Here is a 23,350-nt window from a genome sequence, read left to right on the forward strand (position 1 = left end):
ATTCTCTTAAAATGGATTAGTCGATTGATGGGGCTATGCTAGCATAGCGCCCGATTGGCGCAAAGCGAGGTGCGCAATTTAAGCTGCTTTTTCCAGCTTTTCTAAGTAGGCAACAATGTCATTAGACTCGTATAACCACGTGACTTTGTTTTGCTCTTCAATACGTAAACAAGGTACTTTAATTTTTCCGCCTTGCTCAAGTAACTCTTGGCGGTACTGTTCATCGTTTTTAGCGTCTCGAGTTTCTAGCTTCAGCCCTTCACGCTTGGCTGCACGGCGGACTTTGACACAAAATGGGCAAGCTTTAAACTGATATAGCTTTAAATTTGCTGTCATTGCATCTAGCTTTTGCTGCTGCTCTGCGGCACGCTTTTTACTGCGTGGGGTAAAAATAAAATCAAAAAGTAAAATTAGACGTCCTAAAAACCATCTCACAAATTGCATAACTTTTCCCAAACCTGTTGCTTAAAGTAGTACCAATAATACCAATTAGCGCTAAAACTGGCTGCTAGAAAGGCATTAATTATCCGCAGCTCAGGTTAATTAAGATAATTGGTATAAATTAGGCAGGGGAGTTTAGCATATTCTTTGAACGCTATATATAATACGAGTTAAAACAACTCGATTTCTGCACATTCGTAGTGTGACTCAGATAATCCTAATGAGAGGTAGTTAGTCACTCGATTACGACCATTGTCTTTAGAGTAATAAAGCGCTTGATCGGCTTTGTGTACTTGCTCTGACACTTGCAGTGTGTCAACTACTTCTGTAAAGCCAATACTCACGGAGACGTGTTCGACCTGCGGGAAGCGGCTGGTGGCAATATGCTCTCTGAGCCTTTCTAGTGCTATAAGCGCAGCATCATCATCAAAGCTTTGAAAGAGTATCGAAAACTCCTCACCGCCGTAACGAAAGGTATAATCCTCGGTTCTGAAATTCGCCTTAATAATTTGTGCTACTAACAAAATAACTTCGTCGCCAATAACATGGCCAAAGTTGTCATTAACTTGTTTGAAATGATCAATATCGATCATGGCTAAGTACCACTTGCGCTCATCACTGGCTTCTCGGCAGACCGTAAAACCTTCTCCATTGGTTATTTCAATTACTTTCTCATCAAAGGTTTGGCGGTTTAATAATTGTGAAAGTGGGTCGATTCGAGCAAAATGTAACGTTGCCATTTGATGAATAAAGACATTGAGTAAGTGCTTTAATAGAGTCGCCAAGGTAAAGTTAAGTTGACCTTTAACATACAAGAAACCGACTAATTCGGTGTGATGCCATAGCGGTATGATACTATCACCGCCATGTTGAATAAGGTGTTTATCTCCCTCTATTTTATTGGTTTTGTTCAGCACTGAGGTTGTTGAATCGATGCTAAGGCAGACATCGCGATGGCTTACAAATAGGGGGTTAGGTATTTCATTTGCACTGAGGCTTTTACTAAAGTAAAAAGCATAATGGGTTTCACAGGCATCGGCGACAATATGTTCCAACGCTTGTGCCAGTTGCGACTCACTTTTTTGTGCCAAGAGCTGTACAGTAAGTTCATGACCACATGGTGAATAGCTAGTTGACATAAGTAGCCTCGTGATTGCATTAATACCTGCTAAGTGTAGAACAACCAGCCAAAATTTCAGCGATATTGATGCTTTTATTGGCTTCCTTTTATGTCAAAATCACCATGTTGTCGCGATGAATGATCTCCTCTTCGGTCTTAAACCCCAAGCGCTGTGAAAATTCGTTACTATGACAGCCAAGCACGAGACTCAGGGCTTGACTGTCTAAGTTGGTCAAGCCTTGCGCTTGAAGCTTACCATTTTGACAAAAGACTTGGATCAATTCACCACGTTGAAACTGACCTTCAACGGCAACAATGCCTTTTGCGAGTAAACTTGCGCCTTGATGGCACACCGCCTTGATAGCACCGGTATCACAAATAATGCGACCTGATGATTTGGGACCCGACAGCAGCCAACGTTTACGCCCACCCACTGGCGCATCAAATTTCAAAAAGGTGGTAGCGGGGGCGGTCTGAGATAGTACCTGAGGGATAATGTCATATTCGCTACCCTTAGCAATTACTACATCAACACCGGCTCGCTGTGCAATATCAGCAGCTTGTAATTTCGTGGCCATACCACCAGTACCAAGTTGAGTGCCGCTATCTCCCGCCAGTGCTCTTAGCTCATCATTTATCTGGGTTACTTGCTCGATGAGCTTAGCTTCAGGGTTAGCGCGGGGATCGGCGGTGAAAAGTCCATGCTGATCGGTTAACAGCACCAGCTTATCGGCATTGGCTAAAATGGCAACGTAGGCAGATAAGTTATCGTTATCACCGACCTTTATTTCTGATGTTGCTACCGCATCATTTTCATTAATGATAGGTATAACGTGATGCTCTAATAATTTAGTGAGCATATCCCTTGCGGTTAAATAGCGTTCACGGTGCTCTAAATCCGCCCGGGTGAGCAACATTTGCGCGACATTGACATCATAAATACCAAAAAGTGACTGCCACAAGTGGATTAACTGGCCTTGGCCTATCGCTGCAAGCATTTGCTTTTCTGCCAGTGAATGCCCAACTTGTTGCGACAACACACCACGACCTGCCGCAACTGCTCCACTCGACACAATAATGATCTGATGGCCTGCTTCTCGTAATGTAACACACTGCCTTACCAGTTCTACCAGTCTTGGCTTGTTGAGTGTTTGGCTGCCTGCAGTTAATACACTAGTACCAAGTTTGATCACTATGATTTGTTTGTTATTTTTGGTCATGGTTAGTTGACTACGTTTTCAGCAATACCTGCTTTTATACCACGGACATTGGGCGCTCCCAAGTGATAAATACGCGAATTTTATTTCTAACTTTAGGCAAATTGGTATAATTGGCAGCACTGATTTCGATCAAAGCTTTTTTACACTGTGTGTGAGAGAGTAATGTCATGCAACGAAAGAATAACTAGCTGAGTTCACAATGAAAAAACACAAGAAGAACAAAGAGATTATGATGTTACCACTACTTTTTGTGGTAATCGTGATGTGTGTTGGCGGCCATTTTATTCTTCAGCCTAGTTACAAAGATAGCCATTTAGTTGAATACTCTCTTGCAGCGCTACCTTTTCTAATGTTTGCCGTCGTTATTATCGCGATAAAAATCGCTATTAAAGCGGATAACGACGAAAATAACGAGCGCTAGCGCTGCGATTAAAAATGTGACCTACATACACGATTATAGCGGGTGGTAGCCAAACCAAATTGGTGTAAGGGAAGTGCTTTGGCCGCTGTGGGTGAGTTTTATATTTAAGTTTTGGTCGAACAAATCAATAGCAAAACAATCATCGACTTCATGCAAATCATCCTTATGAATATGGCTAAATCCAGCCAGTAGGCGCGCCTTTGCTTTTGTTTTTGCTTCATCAGCACTTGTGGCAACAAACAAGCCAAAGTCGTGTGCCTCCGCTAAACTATTCGGCTTATACCCGCCTAAATTAACAAAATACAAATGTTCAGCTTGTTGCACAGCCGCTTCAGTAAGCTCTACGGCATAACCATCAGCATGCTCTATAATTGTGTAGCTATCCATGTGTACGGCGTTTTTATCACCAACCCATTGCTGTTTTAGCTTAGGGTATGCTTCTTCAATCGAGTTTGCGGCAACAAACCGAACATCGTGCATTTCGATATGGCAACCTTTGATACGACCACCGAGATAGACAATAAATAATTTCACTACTATGGTTCCCTATTTCGCAACGTTAACAAACTTAAGGTAATAAAGTTAAGTATACAATTAACGCAAAGGCTTGGCTTTAGTCCTGTAGATGCTTATGCTGAATAATACTAATTAACCTTAATTCTAGGTCAATTTGAAGGCGTATATCTAATACTAACTGCGTTAAAAACTTCTTATTTAGAACCACTAAATAGCAAGGTTTTTCCTTGCCTACAGGACGCGGAAGCGGTGTTGTCGACAAGACTTTCTCGCCTCAAAATAGACGATTTAATTAAGAGAATTGGTATAAAAATTCTCAGTGAAGGACACGAAAATGAAAAAAACATTCCTCGCGCTTTTGGCTGTTTTTAGCCTCTGTGCAACAGCACAAGTCACGGTTATACATAATGTAAATGGCTACACGCCAACTAAATCACAAGCAGTTACGCGGTTTTCCTCGTTAGTGATAAAAGATGGAAAGGTCGTTAAAACCAGCGAAAAGGACCTCAGTGAACAATACCCCAATGCAATAAAGTTTAATGGTGAAGGCAAAACTTTATTACCAGGATTAATTGATGCGCACGGGCACATTATAGGGTTAGGTAACAATTTGCTGACCCTCGATGTACGTGGTAGCAGTTCCATTGCTGAAATAGGTAAACGGCTCACTGCTTACGCTAAAACACATAAAGGGGCATGGATAATAGGCCGTGGATGGGATCAAACTTTATGGCCCGGTGGGCAATTTCCAACCGCAGCGGACTTAGATAAGTACGTTAAAGATAAACCCGTCATGTTAACTCGAGTCGATGGTCATGCGATTTGGGTCAATACTAAAGCAATGGAGCTAGCCAATATTTCAAGTGCAACCCAAACTCCTGAAGGGGGAGAAATCATAAAGCTTAGCACTGGGCAGCCGAGTGGTATCTTTATCGATAAAGCTGAGGAGCTGGTTCGTCGCCAAGTCCCAACACTGTCTCAAGAACAAGTGAACTTAGCTTTAGATAAAGCCGCAGAGCACTTGTTGAGTCTTGGGATCACATCAGCGCATGATGCAGGAATTGACCACACCACATGGCAGGTTTACCAAGCTCGAGCAAAACAGCGCACTATGCCGCTTCGCGTCTATGCGATGCTCAGCGCCAGCTCACCTAAACTGGGTGAAATGTTGGGGGCAGGGATAATCAAAGACACCCAAGATCAATTATCTATCCGCAGTGTGAAAATCTATGCTGATGGCGCACTGGGTAGCCGAGGTGCTGCATTAATTGGTGACTATCATGATCGTAAAGGTCATCGCGGGCTGATGCTTGAAAACCAATCCACGCTTGAATCTCTGATAGTACAAAGTATCCGTCATGGATACAGTGCACATACCCATGCTATTGGTGACAGAGCGAATCGTATCGTACTTGATGCTTATCAAAATGTGTTTACTAAAGTGGGCGGGAGACTACTGAGAAATCGGATTGAGCACGCACAAATTGTTCACCCTGATGATATACCGCGTTTTAAAACCTTGGATATTATCCCCTCGATGCAGCCTGTGCATGCAACATCGGATATGCACATGGCAGAAAAACGCTTAGATGATAAGCAGCTTCGAGGAGCGTATGCTTGGCAAACATTTTTGAAGCAGGGCAGTAGAGTAGCTGCTGGATCTGACTTCCCCGTTGAATTGGCTAACCCATTTCATGGTTTACATGCTGCTATTACCAGACAAGATCACCAAAACTTACCCGAACAAGGCTGGCGTCCGGCTGAAAAGCTCACCAAGGTGCAAGCACTACGAGCGTTTACCTTAGACGCTGCCTATAGTGCATTTCAAGAGTATAAATTAGGGAGTTTAGAGCAAGGTAAATGGGCTGATTTTATTCTTATTGACCAAGATTATTTTACCGTAAACGACGATGTTATTGACGATATTCAAGTTGAGCAAACGTGGATTGCGGGTGAATTAAAATACCAGCGTTAGCGCTTTTGCAGTTTTACCAAGTGGTAGGTGTTAACGAGAGCCAGTAAGCCATTCGTTAATGCCACCGGCCACGCTTGAATAAGTGCGCCGTAGGCAGTAAAACAAATACAGCCGATCAAATTAAACCAACGCAACTTGGTCACATCACTCATCATTAAAGATAAGACCAAAAAAGCAGAGGCTAAATAGCCTAAATATTCCCAACTCATTTGTTCTCTCCCCTAAGTTGCGTTAGCATATAGTTTATGCTCGAATTTGTGTCTCGTGCAGAATAATATCGATTAGTCTTAATACTTGCTCAATATGAAGGAGTCAATCTGGCGCTAACGGCGTTCAAAATTTTTTACTTTAGAACCTCTAAAAAGTAAAATTTTGCCTTGTTATCGACAAGATTTTCTCGCCTCACAGTAGGTCACTTAATTAAGCAAATTGGTATAAAAAGGCTAACCCACAAACCCCTAGAAATTAGCACCAATCACTTAGCTCTAACACGGGAAGTGGGGGTTTAAAGGTAATATCATGCAATAAATTCGCGCAGCGATGTAATGTGATACTACTTAAACAGTGTGAGTTAGCGTAAAACTTAAAAATTCATGCTAACGTCATTATAGTTTAATAAATAGGACATTTGTCCGAAGAGCCATCTAGATGTTTCAATATCATTTTTCAACCAATTTGGTCGAACAGTTACTCGCTTTTGCTGGTAACAGTTTTCAACACAGTAAAAAGGAAGTCTTGATCCACCAAGACGAGCCGCTGAGTAAGCTTATATTAGTCACCAGTGGAACTGTATCTTTTAGTTATGATGTCGGTAACGGTCGTCGTTTGTTGCTTGGCCAACTAGATTGTAACAATACTTTGATTGGGGAAATTGAGGCACTGAATAATCAGCCTTGTATTTACACGGTAACGTGTTTGAGTGATGTGACATATCACCTAATCGAGCTAAAATACTGGCGAAAGTTACTGCTTGAGCAACCTGAGCTGAGCTTGTACACAGCACAAACCATTGCGGCAAAATTCACCGAAAATCAGAAGATAAACTTAGACAAATTATTATTACCTTTGAGCTATAACATTGCTAAAGATTGTTTGTTGCGCGCGGAAAACTCTAATCCGACACTATTACGAGCCTACTCAACGGTTAGCGCCGAAGCTGAACGATTTGCCACTACCGAGCGTGCTTACCGTCGAGTGGTGAGTGAATTAGTAGAAAAAGGACTTATAGTGCGCAGTAGTGAAGGATTAAAACCAGTAGACATTGATACGCTTGAAGCGTTTGTAGATAGCTTTGCGCAAGCTTGATGGGGATCATAGCCAAAATACAATAGATTATCGGAAGTTTAGGTTAATAAAAAGGGCGAGTAACACTCGCCCTCATTGCTTTTATATTAAACTACTTAGCGAACAAGTGCTTAATATTAGCGAGATCTGACTTACCCTCGATTAACTCTTCAGGGGTTAACCCCGAAAGCTCATGAGGAAATACTAGCCATTCATCAGACTCATGAATAAAGTAATCTGGTGTCATGGGCACCTTCTTATTCGCAGGCTTGTAGTATGGACAAGCTACGCGAATATCTCGCGGTAAGTTTAACCGCATTAGCTCTTCAAGTTTTTCCTTTAATGCGAAAATACTGCGACCAGAATCAAAGACATCATCAACAATCAGTAATGAGTCGTCAGCATTCGCATTTTCGACTATATAGTGCAAGCCATGTACTTTGATTTCTTTCGATTGCTTGCCAATGCCATAGTAAGAGGAAGTACGCACTGCAATGTGATCGGTTTCGATGCCTTTGTAGTCGTAGAATTCTTGCACTGCAATACCAATAGGCGCACCACCACGCCAAATACCAATAATAAAGTCAGGTCTAAACCCATCTTCATAAACTTTAGCGGCTAAGCGAAATGAATCTTCTAGCAATTGTTGCGCTGTGATATAGCACTTATCTGACATAAATACCCCGTTAGGAAGCCCGTGTGATGGTGATAAGCAGCAACTGCTGCCAATTGATACCAACTACAATTATTCGCAAGTCACAGGAACTTGCGTAACTGGTATAACCGAATATTTTAACGTAAAGCAGTCGAAAATGCTGCAATATTGATGTCTTTTTATTTTCATTTTTTGATTTATACCAATTATCTTAATTAAGTGGTCTATTTTGAGGAGAGAAAATCTTGTCGATAACAAGGCAAAAATTTTGCTATTTAGTGGTTCTAAATGAGAAATTTTTAACGCGGTTAGCGTCAGATTTACTCCTTCAAATTGAGCAAGTATTAAGTCTAATTGGTATTAGATCTTGGTTTGACGCTAAGTCTAGATCATTGCAACAAATCGAGTGCGCTTTTTAGCAGCTGCATTTGCTCCATGCTTAACCCTGACTTTTCCAACATTTGGGCTGGAATGCAGGCGCAGGATTGCTCTAGTGCTTTTCCAGCTTTAGTTAAGTGAATAATTGTGTGTCGTTCATCATCCGGTGTTTTGTTCCGTGAGACTATTCCATGCTGCTCAAGCCTTTTCAGCAAAGGGGTGAGTGTGTTGCTATTCAGCCCCGCTCGCTTGCCGATTTCTTTCACTAGTTGTCCGTCTTGCTCCCACAGAATAAGTAGCACTATATATTGCGGGTAAGTGAGCCCAACTTCTTTGAGTAGCGGCTGATAGAGTCTTGTAACTTGTCTCGACGCGTTATAAAGCTTGAAGCAAAGCTGGTTATCAAGGTTGAGCTGAGGGTTGGATTTACTCATTTAACGCAGTAGCTCTTCAATGTCTTGTGCAATTTGTGCCGGTTTTGTTATTGGTGCGTAGCGCTTTACGGGCAGGCCTTGTTTATCGAATAAAAATTTGGTGAAGTTCCATTTTATTTTGTTACCAAACATTCCAGGTAATATAGATTTTAGATACTGATAAAGCGGATGTGCGTTATCGCCATTAACTTCTATTTTTTCCATCATTTGAAAGTCAACACCATAGTTGATTAGGCAACCTTCTTGAATTTGCTTTGCATCGCCTGGCTCTTGTTTCCCAAATTGATTACAAGGAAATCCAATAATCACTAAGCCTTGCTCGGCATACTGTTGATGTAGCTTTTGTAGGCCTTCGTATTGTGGAGTTAAGCCGCATTCACTGGCGGTATTGACTATTAGTACGACTTTGTCCTGTAAGTCCGTAAATGAAAATGTCTTACCTTGGAGTGTGTTTGCTTCAAACTGATATAAATTAGCCATATTAATCTCTTGAGATTTAATCGTGTGCGATCTAATTTATCGGCAAATTCTCAATATTGCAAGTGGATAATCTCAAATGCAAATGACTATTTAACATTGAGCTAATCGTCATTATGGCTGGATGGGTTTGTATTTGGTGCTCAACATTGCAAGTCTGCGAGTGATCAGTAGATGATCTGGTTTTGGTAGGTACTTTAGGTGCGTCGTAATATAAAGCTTGGTAGGGTAAAGCGCCCGTATCATGGCGTTTGCTTGTTTTATAAATGCCTGTGTTTCGCGGGTGTGACTACAGGCTATATGGCCTTCTAGATGAGAGAGGTTATTCGCAAGAGGTAAGGAGCCTATCAAGTGTGCTTTATCTTTAGGGAAACTATTTTGAAATACTGTGGGGTAGGCTAATATAAAGTCAACCTTACCTGAACTAAACTCCTTAATAATAGTATCCGCCGATGTTTTGTATGGCTGGACTGAGACATTGTGTGGTGCTAGCTCAGATAATGCAGCATCAATAGCTGTACCATACGATTTGCCGATTTCTCGAATAATGGTTTTATCAGGGTAGAATACCATTAAGCTATTCAATGACTTTAGTTTGCCTGTGCTATTAATTAAGCTGGCATCGATGGGCGTGCTTTGCTTAAAGTAGTAGAGGCGGTGACTGGGATACAAATGAATAGGAATAGTGAACAAAAAAGTTTGCTGTCGGCTTGGCGTTTTAAGTCGTGATACAGCACATACTGCTTGGTCACTGGCAAGTAACTGATTTAGCTCGCTCGGCGTGACTATTTTAAAATCAAAAAAATCGCGACCAAACTGATTGAGTAGAAGGTTGTTTGTATCTGACTCTAGGTTATTCGATTTTTTTGAAAAAAGTCGAAATTCATCATCAGGTTCAATAGAGAGTAGGAGAATTTTTGCATTACAGCTACCACTAAGTATGAGTAGCAACATCAGCATATATTTCATCATTACCCCAATGTGATAACACCTATTTCTACTTACTATAGAACATTCGCTGTTATTTATCTTTTAGGTTTATATTCTCGTGCACTTTCGTAGGCTATAGCCAGCTTGACGTCGTCATTCATTTGAATAAAGTCATCTGTTAACAATTTCATAAATGATATAGATGTATCAATCAAGCGCGTTTTAACGATAAGTTTTTGTACTGCGTTTTAGAACCTGTCATCATAGCGGTAGTTTTGATTATTGGGGCAAATACGTTATGACTAAAGTGTGGGACGGGTTCATCCGAGGTTTTCATTGGCTGCTTGTGGTTGGATTGGTTACTTTATATATCACGGGTGAAGAAGGTATGATGGAGCTTCACTTTGTTACAGGTTATTTGTTACTGGCGTTAATGGCTACTCGACTTATTTGGGGGCTATTTGGCAGCCAAACGGCAAAACTTAGCGCGTTATTTCATTCACCAAAAGCCATAGTGAGTGCCATCAAGTCCAGTAAAAGTCATGTTGGCCACAACCCGGCTGGCAGCCAAATGGTACTGGTGTTTTTTGTCTTGATTATTGTGCAGCTGGGGTCTGGATTAATGACGACAGATGATATTTTGGTGGAAGGTCCACTCGCCCAGTATGTTTCTTACGATTTAGTTGAGATTGCAGGTGACATCCATCACACCAATATTGACATATTGCTCGCGGCGATTGCTATTCATATCGTGGCGATTGTAATGTACCGCTTGAAAGGTCAGAATTTAGTTAAAACACTGCTAACAGGCAAGCAAGAGAATGCTGCTGTTGCGCCAAAAATGAAGTCAGGTATTGTCGCTTATTTTATTTTTATAATATTGTCGGTGCTGTTACTGCTTACTTGGGGCGCTGAGCCGCTGAATAGTTTGTTGTAATATTTCGCAACAGAATATCCGAAACAGATTCGACCTCTAGTGCTAAAAATTCTGGTAATATGGCGCAATTTTATTATCTAGGTTAGAGAAAAGTAACGATGTTAGAGCCGTATTATCAACAACAGGCAAATCAGATCACCATTACCAGAGAGCAAGGCAGCTCATTTGCCAAGGGCGTTGCGGACGATTACAACCCATTACATGATGTAGATGCAAAAAAGTTCTGTGTGCCAGGGGATCTACTTTTCTCATTAGTACTTAAACACTATGGCTTGAGTGAAAGTATGCAGTTTAGCTTTGTAGGAATGGTTGATGAAACAACCGTTCTTACTTTCCCCGAGGGCAGTGCGCAGTTTGATATTATGGCAAACGACAAAGTAATGCTCTCTGTAACACGCAAAGGGGAGACAAGTACATGCTCATCGCTTATCGATAGTTTAACTACAAATTATGTTGAATTTTCTGGAACTACCTTCCCACATGTGATCATTCCATTGATGGGTGAGCAAGAGGTAATGATAAACCCCGCAAGACCTATGGTTATCTACGAATCTATGAGCATTCAAATGGATGATATCTCAGTCAGTGAAGTATCACTTGAGGCTGACAAACCTGAGTTTAGCTATGATGGCAAGCGTGGAAAAATCAATTTACGCTTTAACCTAACCGCAAATGGTACAAAAGTAGGTTTTGGGGAAAAGCATATGCTGGTTTCTGGGATCCGCGAATATTGTCAGCAAACAGTCGATGAATTAATTACCTATTATAACAACAGGAAGTTAACCTTAAAACCTGCTTGTTAAATTTTTGATGTTTATATGGGTGCAACACGGTTAAGTTCACCCATTGAATAACTTTGACCATTTCATTCCTACCTTACTTTCTAGTATCTCATTCCTTTTCATTGCCCCTTTTTTAATCTTTACGCTCAAAGTATTGTTTTTGGTTAAATTCCAAACGTACGTGTAATGACGTGTAATTCAAATCGGTGCTACTTTTGGATTATAGTTGCTTTTGAATCATTAGTTCTGTTTTTGGTTTTAAACTTGTGTTTTTACAATTTTTACTTTTATTTTTTACAAGTTGTTGTTTTTAATGGGGTGGTATTAATTTCCTTTGATTACAATTTAACTTTATGCACTATTGTGTGTTTTGGTTTTGTTGTATAAGATTCGTCACCGCTAGCAGCATTAAGCAATAAATTTACAGCAACTAAGGTTTGAGTAAGCAAAAGCTAACCTCTTGTTTATAAAACTTGTTTGAACCTGCTTCTTTACTTGAGCAAGCATTTTTGGTGGATATTGCCTTTGCACCGAACGCTTACCAAGCTACCTACTGGATGTAAGTTAGGCGAATTTATGCCCAAAATGCTGGCTTTTGAAGGTGAATTAAGCGTAGTTAGCGTTAAAACTGGTAGCTAACTTCCATTAATCATCAGTAGAACAGGTTAAACATCAAAACTATCAACTGGATACTGTAGTAGCATGAATCAAAAAGGTTTCACTCTCGTCGAACTATCAATTGTCTTAGTGGTGATTGGACTGTTGATCTCCATTAGCTCGGTTGCCGGAAACATTCAAAGAAATGCAGAGTACACCAAGATCCAAAGCCGTTTTGTTATGCCTTGGGCACAAACCTATAAAATCTATTTTGATTATGTTGGCCTCGTCCCAGGAGACATAACTCCCGCCACTGGAAAAATAAACCAAGGCAATGGCGATATTTGTGATGCTGATTTGCGCAAGTTTTTTAATGATGCCGGTATTGAACTGCCAACTGGCCGCGGCGCAAGTCGTGAAGACAAAGCCGTTTTTAATGCTTTAGACAATAACCCTCGCCAAATAGCAGTGTGCTTATCTCACGTACAGCAGTGGCGTATTCAAGGCTCAGAGATTGCAGTAAATGCAATACGTATCAATGGATTAACCCCCGATTTGGCAGCAAAGCTAGACACTGCAATTGATGGCCTTAGTAACGCCAGTGACGGTATGTTTCGCCTCATTACTGGCGCTAATGCCGATGCCGATTGGCCTGTAGCCAATGACACCAATTTACAATCGGTAGATGCTTACTACCGTATGCCATTTTAACTTTTAACTCTCTAACTACTTGGAACAATAGCGATGAAGAAAACATATCGTCAGCAAGGCTTTACTCTTGTTGAGATGTCTTTAGTACTGGTTGTGATAGGGCTCATTCTTGGCGCGCTGTCTGTCGGTAAAGATATGCAGCGAAATGCTGAATACAAAAAGATCAAACAAAAATTTGTTGACCAATGGGTACAGGCCTACAACCAATATTATGACCGCATGGGCGTGGTAGTTGGAGACCGCCCAAAAACGCCAACATTAGCGGTGAATGCGGTAAATGTTACTGACAACAATACTATTAACACACTGCTTGGAACTGCTGATAATGCACTTTCTCAAGCAAATATCACAGAGCTTTGTTCAACGCCTGCAACGGTTGGTCAAACAGCTGATTTACTAGGCTACTTCCACCGTGCTGGTATTGGTTTGCCAACAGGTCGAGCGAGTGGTTATGAAGACAGATATGTCTACCTAGATACCAATGGTAATCCACAACAGCTCACCGTTTGTTTCCAATTTTTGGTAGCAGGTGCAGACCATGGTGCTGGTAACGTCATGGTGATCAAGGGGCTAACTCCTGACTTAGCACGCTCACTAGATAGCGCCATTGATGGCCTTGTGGATGCTGACGATGGCCGCTTTCGTTTAGATAACGCAATCACGCTTGGCTTGAGTACAGGTAATGGCGGTGATGGTTGGCCAACAGGTAACAATACAGTAACAACAGCTGGCACAGGTGGTGCGAGTAACACGACTTCAGCGGTAGAAGATCATCAGCAAGTTTCTACCCTTACTGCATTTTACCGCATGACTCAATAACAGGAACCAGAGAATGAAAAACCAACCTCTTCAGTCGAATAAGCAAACGGGTTTTACGCTAGTTGAAATGGCTTTGGTGCTGGTTGTTATCGGGCTAATTTTAGGTGCGGTATCAATTGGTAAAGACTTGCAGCGTAGTTCTGAATATAACAAAGTAAAGCAAAAGTTTGTGGATCAATGGGAACAGGCTTACAACCAGTATTATATGCGCACAGGTGTGGTTGTTGGCGATAGCCTAAGTACGCCAACGTTTGCAGTAAATGCCGCTGGTGAATTTACTAAAGACAATCAAAAAACCACAACGGTATCGCAGTTTTTAGAGCTAAATACAGGTGGAGACTACAGTCAAATTGACGAGCCGCCGCGTTTATGTCAAGGACAAAACATCGACCAATACACGCAAAGACGTGAAAATAGCACTGAAAATCTACATAGCTACTTTGATGCGCTTGGTATTCGTATGCCAGCGGGGCGTGCAGAAGGTCGTGAAGATCGTTATGTCTATCTAGATACCAATGGTAACCCGCAAGAAATTCAAGTGTGTTTCCAGTGGAACAAGCCAAACTCAAATTCAGGCTCAGGTAACGTGATGGTTATTGCGGGCTTAACTCCAGATCTTGCGCGTATGTTAGATGAGATGATCGACGGTCAAATCAACGCCGCAGAAGGTCGCTTTAGAGAGCAAGCGACTACACCACAAGTGAGCTGGAGCTTCACGAACAAAGACAGTCAAGCAAGCACCACGGCTTCAACCGCTTCAGGATTTACAGACGAAGCACAAGTAAAAATTGTCACTGCACACTACAAGATGAATCAGTAAGGTAGCAAGAATGAACAAGAATAAAGGTTTCACGCTAGTTGAAATGGCGGTCGTGCTGGTGGTAATTGGCTTGATCATCAGTGCTGTGTCAGTAGGACAAAACCTACAGCGTAACGCCGAAGTACAAAAGCTTAAGCAAACATTTATCGACCAGTGGGTAATGGCATATAACCAGTACTATAACCGCACCGGTGTTGTACTAGGTGATAGTGAGCAAGAGCCGCGCTATATGGTTGCGGGTAAAGAGTTTGAGTATGTCGGTATTCGTCAACAAAATGCTGGTGGCGCAGGGGTGCCAGGTGTTGAAGGAAGTGATATTCGCTTGCCAGAAACACTGCCGCGTATTTGTGAGGGGGCAGGGTATACTCGTATCGGTATGGACGATGACCGTGCGCTAGCTGCACAAAGTTTACATGATTTGATGGATCGCCAAGGGATCCGCATGCCAGCAGCTCGTTCTGAAGGTAGGGAAGATAGATTTGTCTACCTTGACAGCAACGGTAACCCACAAGAAGTTCAGGTATGTTTCCAGTGGAACCCTGAGGGGCAAATTCACGGCAGTGGCAATGTGATGGTGCTAAGAGGCCTTACCCCTGAGCTGGCTCGAGAGTTTGACCGTATGATTGATGGCAAAGCAGATGCAATCGAAGGTATGTTCCGTCAATACAACCCTAATCCAAATTCACTGACAACGTCTGGTGAGTCTGGTCGCGAATGGTTAGGTAACAACACCTATGCGATGAACGACCAAGTTGTGGAAAGTCGTGAAGGACTTAACCGAGACGAAGATGCCGTAATGTTAGTGACTGCGGTTTACAAAATGGAGCAATAAGAGAGCAGTATGATTACTCGCATCAGCTTAGCGCTCATTTTGCTGTTATCTATCAGTTTGCCTGTAGTGGGATACCTACAGGCTTCTGCCCATAAAGCATTAAGATCAGAGCGTTTAGTTCTTTCTGAACTAATAAATCAACAACAGCAGCAAAAGCGCTATTTAGCTAAATTAGAGCAGCGAAAAAACTTCGACGCTGCGGTTACTAAGTTAACCGAGAAAGCAAGTTCATTAGGGCTTGGTGAGTCTAGTTTGCAAGCGTATAAAGTTAACTTCCGCCAAATGATCCCTATCGCCGAAATTGATGCTTATATGTCACAAACACATAGTCAGCCTGGGCGCTTTTATGTACCTCAAAACTTTCAGTTGAGTCGTGAAGGGATGAGCTTGTCTGGCAGTATCACAGATAGAGTGAAAATGCTGGAACACAGCCAAAATGAAGTACAAAACTTCTTACTGTCTTATAAAGGCACAGCATTGGTGGTACAGAAATAATGTCAAATAAGTATTTAGTTGAAAGCCATGGAAAGCTGGTCTTAATCGACGGAAAAAACTGGCAGACGCTAGAGCATAAAGGCGTAAATAACTTTGTCGGTACCTTGTCTGAAAACGTTCATTTGGTGACAGACTTTGCCACAACTGCGGCGTTTAAGCATATTCAGTGTGATTATAAATACGCTGAATTTATCTTATCCAAAGAGTTAAAAGACAGTGGTGAAATTGTAGGTAATGTGCAGTTGCTTGCGATCCAAAAAAACAAGCAAGCGCAAATGAACAACAGTGTGTTTTACGCACCGGTTAATCTAGAAACCTATAATCGTTATCAGGTGATTGCAGATAATACGTTACACAATACCCTGTTGTTTTCTTATTATCAGCTCTACGCCAGCCTTGCGGCGACAAATAAGAGCAATCAGGTACGAGCTAGCTTCGTTGTCACAGAAAGTGATATTAGTATTTTACTCAGTCAAAAGGGTAAAGTGGTTGGCTTTGAGTCATTGCCTAAGGTGATGTTCCAAGGTGAAAACCGTATCGCAAGTTTGACCAATGCTTTGCGTACGCTTGAGCGCCAATTGCGTTTGAAGTCGACCTCAGTGTCGGTACATTTTTGGTTAGAACCAGACGCAAGTGTTGATTGGGCTGAAGCGCTTGCCAGTGAATTGCAGCTTGATTTAGAGCCTGTCACAGCAACTCCTGTGATTGTTGATGGCCAGCCTATGTTTAGTTCACTAGCACCTCACTTGGGTAGCTTATCGCTTAAGCATGCACTGAATCAAAGCGAGTCAAAATACCTTTATTTGGCTAAAAAAAGCTTGCCATTGGTGGCTAGCTTATTGCTTGCAGCAAATGCTTATATTGGCCTTCAATACTTCCAAGTCAGCGAAAGTCATCAACAGCTCAGTGCTCGAGTGCAGAGCATGCAAAGTACATTAACTAAGCAAATTCCAAACAAAGTCATTCAGCAAAACGACTATCAGCTCTATTTGGATGATTTAGAACGTATTCAGCATGCTTCTAAATTGCCCGGCTATCATGAAGTTCTCGCTGATATTGCAACGGCTATTCCACAAAACTCTGTGGTTTTTGATTGGATAAGTTTTGATTACCCAAAACAAACTGACGAAAACAAGCTTTTTATTAGTTTAGTGGGGACACAAACTGCGCAATCAGACGATCCAATAGAGCACTTTAACCAATTTGTTAAGTCACTCACAAGTCAAGGTTACAAGCTTAGAGATAGCTCGGTACAAACCAGCTTCAAAGGGGTTAGCTTTGCATTAGATTTGGAGCGTCCACTATGAGTAAAAAATTAGGATTAGCAGGCGTTGGAATAGCGCTCGGCGCATGTGTTGTTACAGCGGTTGCGAATTGGTTAGCACCTGCTCAAGTGTCTTTTAACGACCCTGTAAGAGTACCGCCCTTACACACTCTCAATTACTCTAAATTTGATGAGGAGCGGCTGCATGCGCTGTTGCCTATCCTCGACAAACAAATTGTGATAGCTGAAAACGATAAGGCATTGTCACTGGGTATGCTTGGCTACGTGGCAAGAGATGCCAACTTTGACTTACAAAGTGTGATTAACCAGCATAGCTTGAGCATGGTTTATAAGTCAGCAGATAAAATGTACGCAGTAGTCGATAACCAAGTGTATGAGCTTGGCCAGACCTTACCGTCTGGTGCAAAGCTTGTTGATGTGCAAGATAGAACTGCGGTGTTTTATCAGCAAGGCCAGATGGCGCGGTTAAGCATGACTGGTGAGGCGCTATAAATGCCAAGTATCGGGGTAATAACACAGCGTAAAACCCGCGGCTTCACGTTGTTGGAGCTTGCGGTTTATATCATGGTTGTAGGGATCCTCATTTCTGTTGGCACTGGGATGATGATGAACAACAGTAAAAAGCCCGGAGTGCAGGCAACAAGTAGTAATGAAAAGCTTGCCGCCTCAGGCTCTAATCTCAGTTTAGATGCTTACGCAGCACCACTTTTGCTGTTTACGCAAACCCATTATCGCTTACCTTGTCCCGATACCAATAATGATGGTAGTGAAGATTGCCCTAATGCAGCAACGCCACCTGAATTATTAAAAGGTACTTTGCCTTTCACAACACTCGCGCTAGAGCAACGACCCGTTGATACTTTTGGCAATGCCCCATTTTATGCCGTTGATTTTGCATTGACTCAGTTAGTAGACAGTGCAACAAGCAGTTGGGATGGTGGGCGACTGAACCTCGATGATTTATGTGAAAAAACCAAGTCTCGTTATAGAGCTGCTATCAGTACCAACAGACTGTCGGTGATCCGAGCTCGGGGATTGAATTGTCAGGCTGCTGATGTTTTTAATCCAGCTTTTGTGTTGGTCTCAGGGGGCGCACAAGATTTGGACAATATAAACGGTATGCTGGATGGCGAAAATGGCAGCGGCAATAATTGCTACGAATTTTCAGGTCGTGAGAAGTCAGCACAGTATGACGATGTGGTGCACTTTGTGTCGATGGCAAACTTAATTTCGCAGGTATGTAATTAGTTATGGTTCGCAGTCAACTTAAGCGTATGCAAGGGCTTAGCCTTGTTGAATTAGCAGTGAGTATGGCCGTTTTAAGTTTATTACTTGCAGCTATTTTACCTGTTATGACCTCTGGTATTGGTGCTGGAGGGAAAAGCGAAGACTCACCAACTTTATCAATCAGTGAGTCACGCTTACTACTTGATGAAATCGATGGGGCAATTTTAGGCTTTTTACAAACTCACCACCGTTTACCCTGTCCTGATATCAATTTAGATGGCCGTGAAGATTGTACGGTGCCGTCTGGGGTTACGGTAAATCCGACGGAGCACGGTGTCAGTGGCGATAACAAAGTGCATGTCGGTTATTTACCTGTCGCGGATTTGCAAATCGCACTTAATGCTGATGAAGAATGGCGTAGAGTGAGTATTGAATACGGCGTTTACAGGCAGCAGCAAGACAGCAAAGATTTGGTCATCCAAAATAATCACTATAATCAAGTCCCTGTAAACCACGAGCCCCTTTGTGAAGAGGGCAAAAGTGATTGTGCGGTGAATCGTTACCGTGTAGCTGATAGCAGTACCAGCTTATATTTTAGCTACTTAGGTAGAAGCTTTAATAAAACCAGCGACTCTGATGACCTACAGCAAAGTGATGGCTATCAAACTACAACCAATACCATCAACACGCTTGATTTTTGCCAGCAGCTAACAGCACTTGAGCGCGGCAATGAAATTAGTGATGTGCTCAGTGCCAAAAAAAATCAACGCTTATTTACAGAGCGTATCCAAGCAAAAAATGGGACAGCGGGGATTATTTATCCCGCCTACGCACTGTCTATTTCTCGCTCACAAAAAGTACTTACGGGTGAAGGCTATTCTGAGCGAAATACCGATGATGTATTTGAATTTCAAGCAGAGTCGCGTACTGCAACGAATGAGTATGATGACACTACGCTCATTAAGTCATTTGCACAGCTTAATAGAGAGTTGAATTGCGGTAAGCGTCTTAGCCAAGCAAACACCTCTTTATTTAAAGGTATTGCACACATTGCCAATGAGAACATGTATCAGCTTCACCTAGCTAACTCTGAAATATATATGCTCAACACCGCAGAGGGGATAGCTCGACTTGAGCTTGATGAGATTTTTCTTAACTTAGACAAGCTTTTCAATATTGCGGCAATAAAGGATGCCACAGATGACATGATATCTTCTAAAGGCGGTGCTGCAGTGCCTGCGGGGTTTGCCTTAGCGCTTGCAGTTGCTGATCTCGTTAAAGTGCAGTGGTATCTAGACACGAATACAACAGAACAAAGAGATGCTCGTGACACACTCAGTGCGGCACTTGAATATCATGACAAACTTATCCAGCGAGCTCAACTTGCCGGTACAACGATGCGAGCAGAGCTGCAAAAAGCACGTGAAATAGAGCAGGCAGGTCAAATCAAGTGAACAGTGTAAATTCATTTAAAAAGCAACAAGGCATTTCATTACTTGAGCTGGCGATATTGACGAGCCTGCTGGCTGTAATTGCAGGTATTGGCTTTGGTGCATTTAACAAACAGCAAACAAGAAATGACTATTTGGTCACTGAGTCGAGTATTTTTGCCGCTGAAGATATTTTAGTTAATTATTTACAAACCAATCTACGCCTCCCTTGCCCAGATACCAATCAAGATGGCAAAGAAGACTGTGGTTCTCGTTATGGTACCTTGCCTTACGAAACCTTAGGGCTTGATGGCGTAATTACAGACGCTTGGAATCAGCCTATTCGCTATCAGGTTAGCTCAGTGCTTAGCAGCACAAATGCGACGAATATGTATACCTTGTGTCAGCATATTAGAACTAATGAGGTTGCAAATGCTGGTCAAACCGGGTTTACCTTAATCAGCGGTGGCCTCAAGGATTATGACAATGGTCAGTTAAGCGATGGTAACGTCGATACTGTGAGTCAAGTTGGCTCCGAATTAATTTACAACAGGGAAAATACCTACCTTATTCCTGGAAAAACAGAGCGAGCTATCAGTGACGATAGAGCGGTAAGCAAAGGCTTGGTTCCGCTACTTGGAGAGCTAAATTGTACCGGATTACTGGTTGCAGCCAATAGCATGGAAAGTCAAATTCGACTATTGGACATTCAAAGAGAAGCCTTTAACTCTACGATTGGAACGCTAGACGGCACACTGAGTGACCTCTACATGGTACGAGTGAGTTCCGGTGTCAATATGGCAGTAGCAGCAGCGCAAGCCGCCTCTGCAGTTGCTGGTAATTTAGACGGCGCTGCTGATGCAACTAGTGGAGACCCTTCTACAATGAGTGCCGTTGCAGCATCTGCAATTGATATCGCTGCGGCTGCTGTTGCGGTTGCCAGTTCAATTGAAGCGCTAGTGAATGCTGAAAAAACAGAAGACCGGGCGAAGTCGCAAAAAAGCAAAGTTCAGGAATATATTGGAAAGCTAAATTCTACCTGTAATACCTTAAGAACATTCACACAAGAACAAAAAGGGAGTGCAATTTCATGCGACTAAATCACGCAGGTTTTAGTTTATTTCCTTTAATGGTTACTCTGCTTGCGATAACCGCAGGAGCGGCTGCGCTTAGCGCCGTGGTGGCAAAGCAAGATGAGCTAGATGTGGTATCACAACAAAAGCTATCTGCTGAGCGAGTGAATGAAGCAATCAACGGTTTTATTGCTATTCATCATAGGTTACCTTGTCCGGATAGTGCCGACTCAGATGGTCTTGAAGATTGTGCCTTGACGAGCACCGAAGGTTTAGTCCCGTATAACACCTTGGGGCTAACAAAGCGCGATGTTCGAGGATTAAATTATGCGCCATACCGTGATTCGCTGAACGGGCAACGCTTTGATTTAGCGTCTTCGAATGAGCAGGTTCGTAAAGTAAACTTTGAAGGAGGCATTCCTCAAGACGTTACCGTGTCTGATGTACCACCAGATGACACGCAACCAGAAACCTATACGCCAGACCCTAACGTAGCCCATAACCAAAATGTTCAAGCGCAATTAGACGCGTTTAGAGCTGGTATCATCGTTAATAAAGCTTATAAATACAGTAGCGATGCGGACAAGCGAGGTGACGCAATTGCCAATGAAATCAACCAAAGCTATATCTCTAAACTTGCATCTGAGCGCAGAGTAAAAATCACCTTATTGGATGGTGATACGAACAAAGCGGATGACTTCTCGGAAAACTCTTCGGTATATAAGGAAGTAACACAAGCTGAGGCTAGACTTCATAAAGTGGTAGACTTTCATGAGTACTACCAAAAATTAGGTGAAGTGAGTGGTGATGCTAACCAAATCGTAAACACCTTGTTGACTCGCTCAGATATGTCGATTGCTGAGGTCAACGCACAAAGAGCAGAGCTTGAGCAATTAATCGATCAATTTAATCAAGAGGTGAGTAGCTACAACGGGATAACCAAATCTGACGCAACGTTAAACAATTACTATAAGCAAGGGTTTACCAGCTTGGATAGTTACGCAATTGCAGCTGACCAATTGACAGATTTGAACTCTAGTAATGAAGCATTGATCCGTACCGCGATGAATCAAGCAGCCATGGATTTTGCAAATAAAAGCACGCGAGCGTCAAGTACATTATATGAGGGCTTTAGTAAAGCGCTTAGCGACGTGCGTGGTCAAGTAGACGATTATTATACGGGGAAAATAAAAGAAAAATCGGGGGATGATGTCACTGAACGTGATGTTAAAGGTGACTTTAAATCTCGTGCCGAGTTATTTGATTACACCCTACCAGATTCACCTACTGCTGCAGAGCAAGAGAAAAAAGCAAATTATGACAAACTCAAAGGCCTTTATACTCGCCTTGATAATGTCATGACCAAGCTATTTCGCGATACATTCCAGCGCTCAGATGGTGTGATCACAGAGTTTGAAGATGCGTTTAGGTCAGATCAAGCTGAGGTTGATAAGTACGAGAGTAACAAAGACTCACCAGCCCACGTTTGTGAGCAGATGGCTGAGCAGTACAAAGACCCTAAATATGGGTTTAGTGTTGCAGAATGTAAAGTGCAGGAACAAGCAGGCAACCTATTAAGTTACCTTGATAAAGTGGCAAAAGCTGGTGCGACAGCTCCTGATACTACCGATGAGAGTGATTCACCTTATGATTACCCTGTACTCACAAACTTGGGAGATTTTTGCTACAAGCTAGCACTGCTGGACTGGGTAGATAATTCAAAACCGAATAATATTTTTAAATCATCAATTGAGCAAAATGTTGGGAATAGCTTATATACATCCCTTAATAGTGCAGGTTTCCAACCAGCGCTGCGGATGAATTTTGCATCTCAGCAGTCGCTTGCCTATGTGCTAATCAGGCTCGGAAACAACCAGCGTTTAGATAGTCGAAGCCGACTTGTAAATAACAATGGATTGTTCGCTTCAGAAGCGCAAGCACATTCGAATACCTATGATGATACGACCGTACCCGTTTCAGTTTCTAACCTGAGCACGCAATTAGGTTGTCCAGCATTACTTGAAACCTATCGTTCAATTGAGCAAACCATTGCAAGCAGCGTACTGACTTACAACGACGCCAGTGGTGTATTGGTGTCAGCAAACAGAGCTGAAGCCCAAGCTATTGCAGATATGGCGATGGCACCAGCAAAACTTGCTTCAACGGTCGCAACGACAGCCGCTTCAGGGGTTAAATCCGGTGCCAAGTTTGCCGCATGTGCAGCCTCCTTAGGTCTTGCTGTGAATATGTGCGTCTCAGCTGGTATGCAAGTAGCTGCAACGGTAAGTTACGGCTTAGCAGCGGCGGCAGATACTGCCGTAATCGGATTAACAGCAAAGCAGCTTCACGAAGCTAAGAAGAGCGTATCTAGCTCTGAAAAGGCGAAAAAGAATGCACGTAATGTAGTTCAGCTAGCAATCGATAACGCAGCGATTTTAGATGCCAATGGCGGCCTAAAAGAATTAAACAATTAATCACCAATTTCAATTAA

General features: G+C 42.4%; 25 protein-coding genes. 16 read left to right on the forward strand and 9 right to left on the reverse strand.

The annotated features are described in order from the left end of the window. Positions 1-78: 78 nt before the first annotated feature. From J8Z24_RS03750 to proB, 3 genes are all read right to left on the reverse strand, one after another. Complete coding sequence (locus tag J8Z24_RS03750) at positions 79-444, reverse strand: glutaredoxin family protein (RefSeq protein ID WP_125250523.1); 366 nt, start codon at positions 442-444, stop codon at positions 79-81. Between the two features lie 167 nt (positions 445-611). Next, entirely contained in the window at positions 612-1,580 is a 969-nt protein-coding gene (locus J8Z24_RS03755) for a GGDEF domain-containing protein (RefSeq protein ID WP_252095285.1), read from the reverse strand. An 88-nt stretch (positions 1,581-1,668) separates the two neighbouring features. Further along, entirely contained in the window at positions 1,669-2,781 is a 1,113-nt protein-coding gene (gene proB, locus J8Z24_RS03760) for a glutamate 5-kinase (protein WP_252095286.1), read from the reverse strand. A gap of 199 nt (positions 2,782-2,980) precedes the next feature. Here proB and J8Z24_RS03765 point away from each other — a divergent pair, with 199 nt between their 5' ends. Next, positions 2,981-3,202 carry a hypothetical protein gene (locus J8Z24_RS03765; RefSeq protein ID WP_252095287.1) on the forward strand — a complete coding sequence of 74 codons (222 nt, stop codon included), beginning with the start codon at positions 2,981-2,983 and terminating at the stop codon, positions 3,200-3,202. Between the two features lie 33 nt (positions 3,203-3,235). Here the strand turns inward: J8Z24_RS03765 and J8Z24_RS03770 are convergent, their stop codons facing one another. Continuing rightward, the gene (locus J8Z24_RS03770) at positions 3,236-3,736 is read right to left on the reverse strand and encodes a DUF1543 domain-containing protein (RefSeq protein WP_252095288.1); all 501 of its coding nucleotides are present in this window, start codon (positions 3,734-3,736) and stop codon (positions 3,236-3,238) included. Between the two features lie 316 nt (positions 3,737-4,052). On the opposite strand from J8Z24_RS03770, the gene J8Z24_RS03775 reads away from it, so the two are divergent. After that, a complete protein-coding gene (locus J8Z24_RS03775; RefSeq protein ID WP_176033484.1) occupies positions 4,053-5,693 on the forward strand; it encodes an amidohydrolase in 1,641 nt (546 codons plus the stop codon). Here J8Z24_RS03775 and J8Z24_RS03780 read toward each other — a convergent pair. After that, complete coding sequence (locus J8Z24_RS03780) at positions 5,690-5,902, reverse strand: YgjV family protein (protein WP_125250517.1); 213 nt, start codon at positions 5,900-5,902, stop codon at positions 5,690-5,692. The two genes, J8Z24_RS03775 and J8Z24_RS03780, sit on opposite strands and share 4 nt — an antisense overlap. 439 nt (positions 5,903-6,341) lie before the next feature. Between J8Z24_RS03780 and J8Z24_RS03785 the strand changes: the two genes are divergently transcribed. Further along, positions 6,342-6,998: a Crp/Fnr family transcriptional regulator gene (locus J8Z24_RS03785; RefSeq protein WP_252095289.1), complete on the forward strand. Its 657-nt coding sequence runs from the start codon at positions 6,342-6,344 to the stop codon at positions 6,996-6,998. A gap of 91 nt (positions 6,999-7,089) precedes the next feature. Here the strand turns inward: J8Z24_RS03785 and J8Z24_RS03790 are convergent, their stop codons facing one another. The 4 genes from J8Z24_RS03790 to J8Z24_RS03805 form a co-directional block, all read right to left on the reverse strand. After that, the gene (locus tag J8Z24_RS03790) at positions 7,090-7,653 is read right to left on the reverse strand and encodes a phosphoribosyltransferase (RefSeq protein ID WP_125250515.1); all 564 of its coding nucleotides are present in this window, start codon (positions 7,651-7,653) and stop codon (positions 7,090-7,092) included. Between the two features lie 368 nt (positions 7,654-8,021). After that, positions 8,022-8,444, reverse strand: coding sequence for a MarR family winged helix-turn-helix transcriptional regulator (locus J8Z24_RS03795; RefSeq protein WP_128731884.1), 423 nt, complete (start codon positions 8,442-8,444; stop codon positions 8,022-8,024). Then, complete coding sequence (locus J8Z24_RS03800; protein ID WP_176033482.1) at positions 8,445-8,924, reverse strand: glutathione peroxidase; 480 nt, start codon at positions 8,922-8,924, stop codon at positions 8,445-8,447. 111 nt (positions 8,925-9,035) lie between these two features. Further along, complete coding sequence (locus J8Z24_RS03805) at positions 9,036-9,890, reverse strand: type 2 periplasmic-binding domain-containing protein (protein WP_147388802.1); 855 nt, start codon at positions 9,888-9,890, stop codon at positions 9,036-9,038. 259 nt (positions 9,891-10,149) lie between these two features. Here J8Z24_RS03805 and J8Z24_RS03810 point away from each other — a divergent pair, with 259 nt between their 5' ends. From J8Z24_RS03810 to J8Z24_RS03870, 13 genes are all read left to right on the forward strand, one after another. After that, positions 10,150-10,788, forward strand: a complete 639-nt coding sequence (locus tag J8Z24_RS03810) for a cytochrome b/b6 domain-containing protein (protein ID WP_128731882.1) — start codon at positions 10,150-10,152, stop codon at positions 10,786-10,788. 98 nt (positions 10,789-10,886) lie between these two features. Next, positions 10,887-11,591, forward strand: a complete 705-nt coding sequence (locus J8Z24_RS03815; RefSeq protein ID WP_128731881.1) for a DUF3581 family protein — start codon at positions 10,887-10,889, stop codon at positions 11,589-11,591. A gap of 681 nt (positions 11,592-12,272) precedes the next feature. Then, on the forward strand, positions 12,273-12,878 hold the full coding sequence (locus tag J8Z24_RS03820; RefSeq protein ID WP_128731880.1) for a type II secretion system protein: 606 nt from the start codon (positions 12,273-12,275) through the stop codon (positions 12,876-12,878). 33 nt (positions 12,879-12,911) lie between these two features. Continuing rightward, on the forward strand, positions 12,912-13,697 hold the full coding sequence (locus J8Z24_RS03825; RefSeq protein WP_147388805.1) for a type II secretion system protein: 786 nt from the start codon (positions 12,912-12,914) through the stop codon (positions 13,695-13,697). 13 nt (positions 13,698-13,710) lie between these two features. After that, on the forward strand, positions 13,711-14,517 hold the full coding sequence (locus J8Z24_RS03830) for a type II secretion system protein (RefSeq protein WP_252095290.1): 807 nt from the start codon (positions 13,711-13,713) through the stop codon (positions 14,515-14,517). 10 nt (positions 14,518-14,527) lie between these two features. Next, positions 14,528-15,349, forward strand: a complete 822-nt coding sequence (locus J8Z24_RS03835; RefSeq protein WP_252095291.1) for a type II secretion system protein — start codon at positions 14,528-14,530, stop codon at positions 15,347-15,349. 9 nt (positions 15,350-15,358) lie between these two features. Continuing rightward, a complete protein-coding gene (locus tag J8Z24_RS03840) occupies positions 15,359-15,844 on the forward strand; it encodes a hypothetical protein (RefSeq protein WP_252095292.1) in 486 nt (161 codons plus the stop codon). Then, entirely contained in the window at positions 15,844-17,151 is a 1,308-nt protein-coding gene (locus tag J8Z24_RS03845; protein ID WP_147388806.1) for a hypothetical protein, read from the forward strand. The genes J8Z24_RS03840 and J8Z24_RS03845 overlap by 1 nt, the downstream gene beginning before the upstream one ends. Beyond that, positions 17,148-17,621 (forward strand): hypothetical protein, encoded by a 474-nt coding sequence (locus J8Z24_RS03850; RefSeq protein ID WP_252095293.1) that lies wholly within the window; start codon positions 17,148-17,150, stop codon positions 17,619-17,621. The genes J8Z24_RS03845 and J8Z24_RS03850 overlap by 4 nt, the downstream gene beginning before the upstream one ends. Beyond that, positions 17,622-18,377 carry a prepilin-type N-terminal cleavage/methylation domain-containing protein gene (locus J8Z24_RS03855; protein ID WP_128731873.1) on the forward strand — a complete coding sequence of 252 codons (756 nt, stop codon included), beginning with the start codon at positions 17,622-17,624 and terminating at the stop codon, positions 18,375-18,377. A 2-nt stretch (positions 18,378-18,379) separates the two neighbouring features. Continuing rightward, the gene (locus J8Z24_RS03860; protein ID WP_252095294.1) at positions 18,380-19,810 is read left to right on the forward strand and encodes a pilus assembly FimT family protein; all 1,431 of its coding nucleotides are present in this window, start codon (positions 18,380-18,382) and stop codon (positions 19,808-19,810) included. Continuing rightward, a complete protein-coding gene (locus tag J8Z24_RS03865) occupies positions 19,807-20,886 on the forward strand; it encodes a type II secretion system protein (RefSeq protein ID WP_128731871.1) in 1,080 nt (359 codons plus the stop codon). The genes J8Z24_RS03860 and J8Z24_RS03865 overlap by 4 nt, the downstream gene beginning before the upstream one ends. Beyond that, on the forward strand, positions 20,877-23,333 hold the full coding sequence (locus J8Z24_RS03870) for a hypothetical protein (protein WP_252095295.1): 2,457 nt from the start codon (positions 20,877-20,879) through the stop codon (positions 23,331-23,333). Before J8Z24_RS03865 ends, J8Z24_RS03870 begins: the two co-directional genes overlap by 10 nt. Positions 23,334-23,350 lie beyond the last annotated feature (17 nt).

The organism is Pseudoalteromonas sp. SCSIO 43201 (genome assembly GCF_023716725.1).
Classification (GTDB): Bacteria; Pseudomonadota; Gammaproteobacteria; order Enterobacterales; family Alteromonadaceae; genus Pseudoalteromonas; species Pseudoalteromonas peptidolytica.

Bases quoted from the DNA above. Each gene is read 5' to 3' on its own strand.
- J8Z24_RS03750 (WP_125250523.1), bottom strand. From the start codon at position 444: ATGCAATTTGTGAGATGGTTTTTAGGACGTCTAATTTTACTTTTTGAT.
- J8Z24_RS03755 (WP_252095285.1), bottom strand. From the start codon at position 1,580: ATGTCAACTAGCTATTCACCATGTGGTCATGAACTTACTGTACAGCTC.
- proB (WP_252095286.1), bottom strand. From the start codon at position 2,781: ATGACCAAAAATAACAAACAAATCATAGTGATCAAACTTGGTACTAGT.
- J8Z24_RS03765 (WP_252095287.1), top strand. From the start codon at position 2,981: ATGAAAAAACACAAGAAGAACAAAGAGATTATGATGTTACCACTACTT.
- J8Z24_RS03775 (WP_176033484.1), top strand. From the start codon at position 4,053: ATGAAAAAAACATTCCTCGCGCTTTTGGCTGTTTTTAGCCTCTGTGCA.
- J8Z24_RS03780 (WP_125250517.1), bottom strand. From the start codon at position 5,902: ATGAGTTGGGAATATTTAGGCTATTTAGCCTCTGCTTTTTTGGTCTTA.
- J8Z24_RS03785 (WP_252095289.1), top strand. From the start codon at position 6,342: ATGTTTCAATATCATTTTTCAACCAATTTGGTCGAACAGTTACTCGCT.
- J8Z24_RS03790 (WP_125250515.1), bottom strand. From the start codon at position 7,653: ATGTCAGATAAGTGCTATATCACAGCGCAACAATTGCTAGAAGATTCA.
- J8Z24_RS03795 (WP_128731884.1), bottom strand. From the start codon at position 8,444: ATGAGTAAATCCAACCCTCAGCTCAACCTTGATAACCAGCTTTGCTTC.
- J8Z24_RS03800 (WP_176033482.1), bottom strand. From the start codon at position 8,924: ATGGCTAATTTATATCAGTTTGAAGCAAACACACTCCAAGGTAAGACA.
- J8Z24_RS03805 (WP_147388802.1), bottom strand. From the start codon at position 9,890: ATGAAATATATGCTGATGTTGCTACTCATACTTAGTGGTAGCTGTAAT.
- J8Z24_RS03810 (WP_128731882.1), top strand. From the start codon at position 10,150: ATGACTAAAGTGTGGGACGGGTTCATCCGAGGTTTTCATTGGCTGCTT.
- J8Z24_RS03815 (WP_128731881.1), top strand. From the start codon at position 10,887: ATGTTAGAGCCGTATTATCAACAACAGGCAAATCAGATCACCATTACC.
- J8Z24_RS03820 (WP_128731880.1), top strand. From the start codon at position 12,273: ATGAATCAAAAAGGTTTCACTCTCGTCGAACTATCAATTGTCTTAGTG.
- J8Z24_RS03825 (WP_147388805.1), top strand. From the start codon at position 12,912: ATGAAGAAAACATATCGTCAGCAAGGCTTTACTCTTGTTGAGATGTCT.
- J8Z24_RS03830 (WP_252095290.1), top strand. From the start codon at position 13,711: ATGAAAAACCAACCTCTTCAGTCGAATAAGCAAACGGGTTTTACGCTA.
- J8Z24_RS03835 (WP_252095291.1), top strand. From the start codon at position 14,528: ATGAACAAGAATAAAGGTTTCACGCTAGTTGAAATGGCGGTCGTGCTG.
- J8Z24_RS03840 (WP_252095292.1), top strand. From the start codon at position 15,359: ATGATTACTCGCATCAGCTTAGCGCTCATTTTGCTGTTATCTATCAGT.
- J8Z24_RS03845 (WP_147388806.1), top strand. From the start codon at position 15,844: ATGTCAAATAAGTATTTAGTTGAAAGCCATGGAAAGCTGGTCTTAATC.
- J8Z24_RS03850 (WP_252095293.1), top strand. From the start codon at position 17,148: ATGAGTAAAAAATTAGGATTAGCAGGCGTTGGAATAGCGCTCGGCGCA.
- J8Z24_RS03855 (WP_128731873.1), top strand. From the start codon at position 17,622: ATGCCAAGTATCGGGGTAATAACACAGCGTAAAACCCGCGGCTTCACG.
- J8Z24_RS03860 (WP_252095294.1), top strand. From the start codon at position 18,380: ATGGTTCGCAGTCAACTTAAGCGTATGCAAGGGCTTAGCCTTGTTGAA.
- J8Z24_RS03870 (WP_252095295.1), top strand. From the start codon at position 20,877: ATGCGACTAAATCACGCAGGTTTTAGTTTATTTCCTTTAATGGTTACT.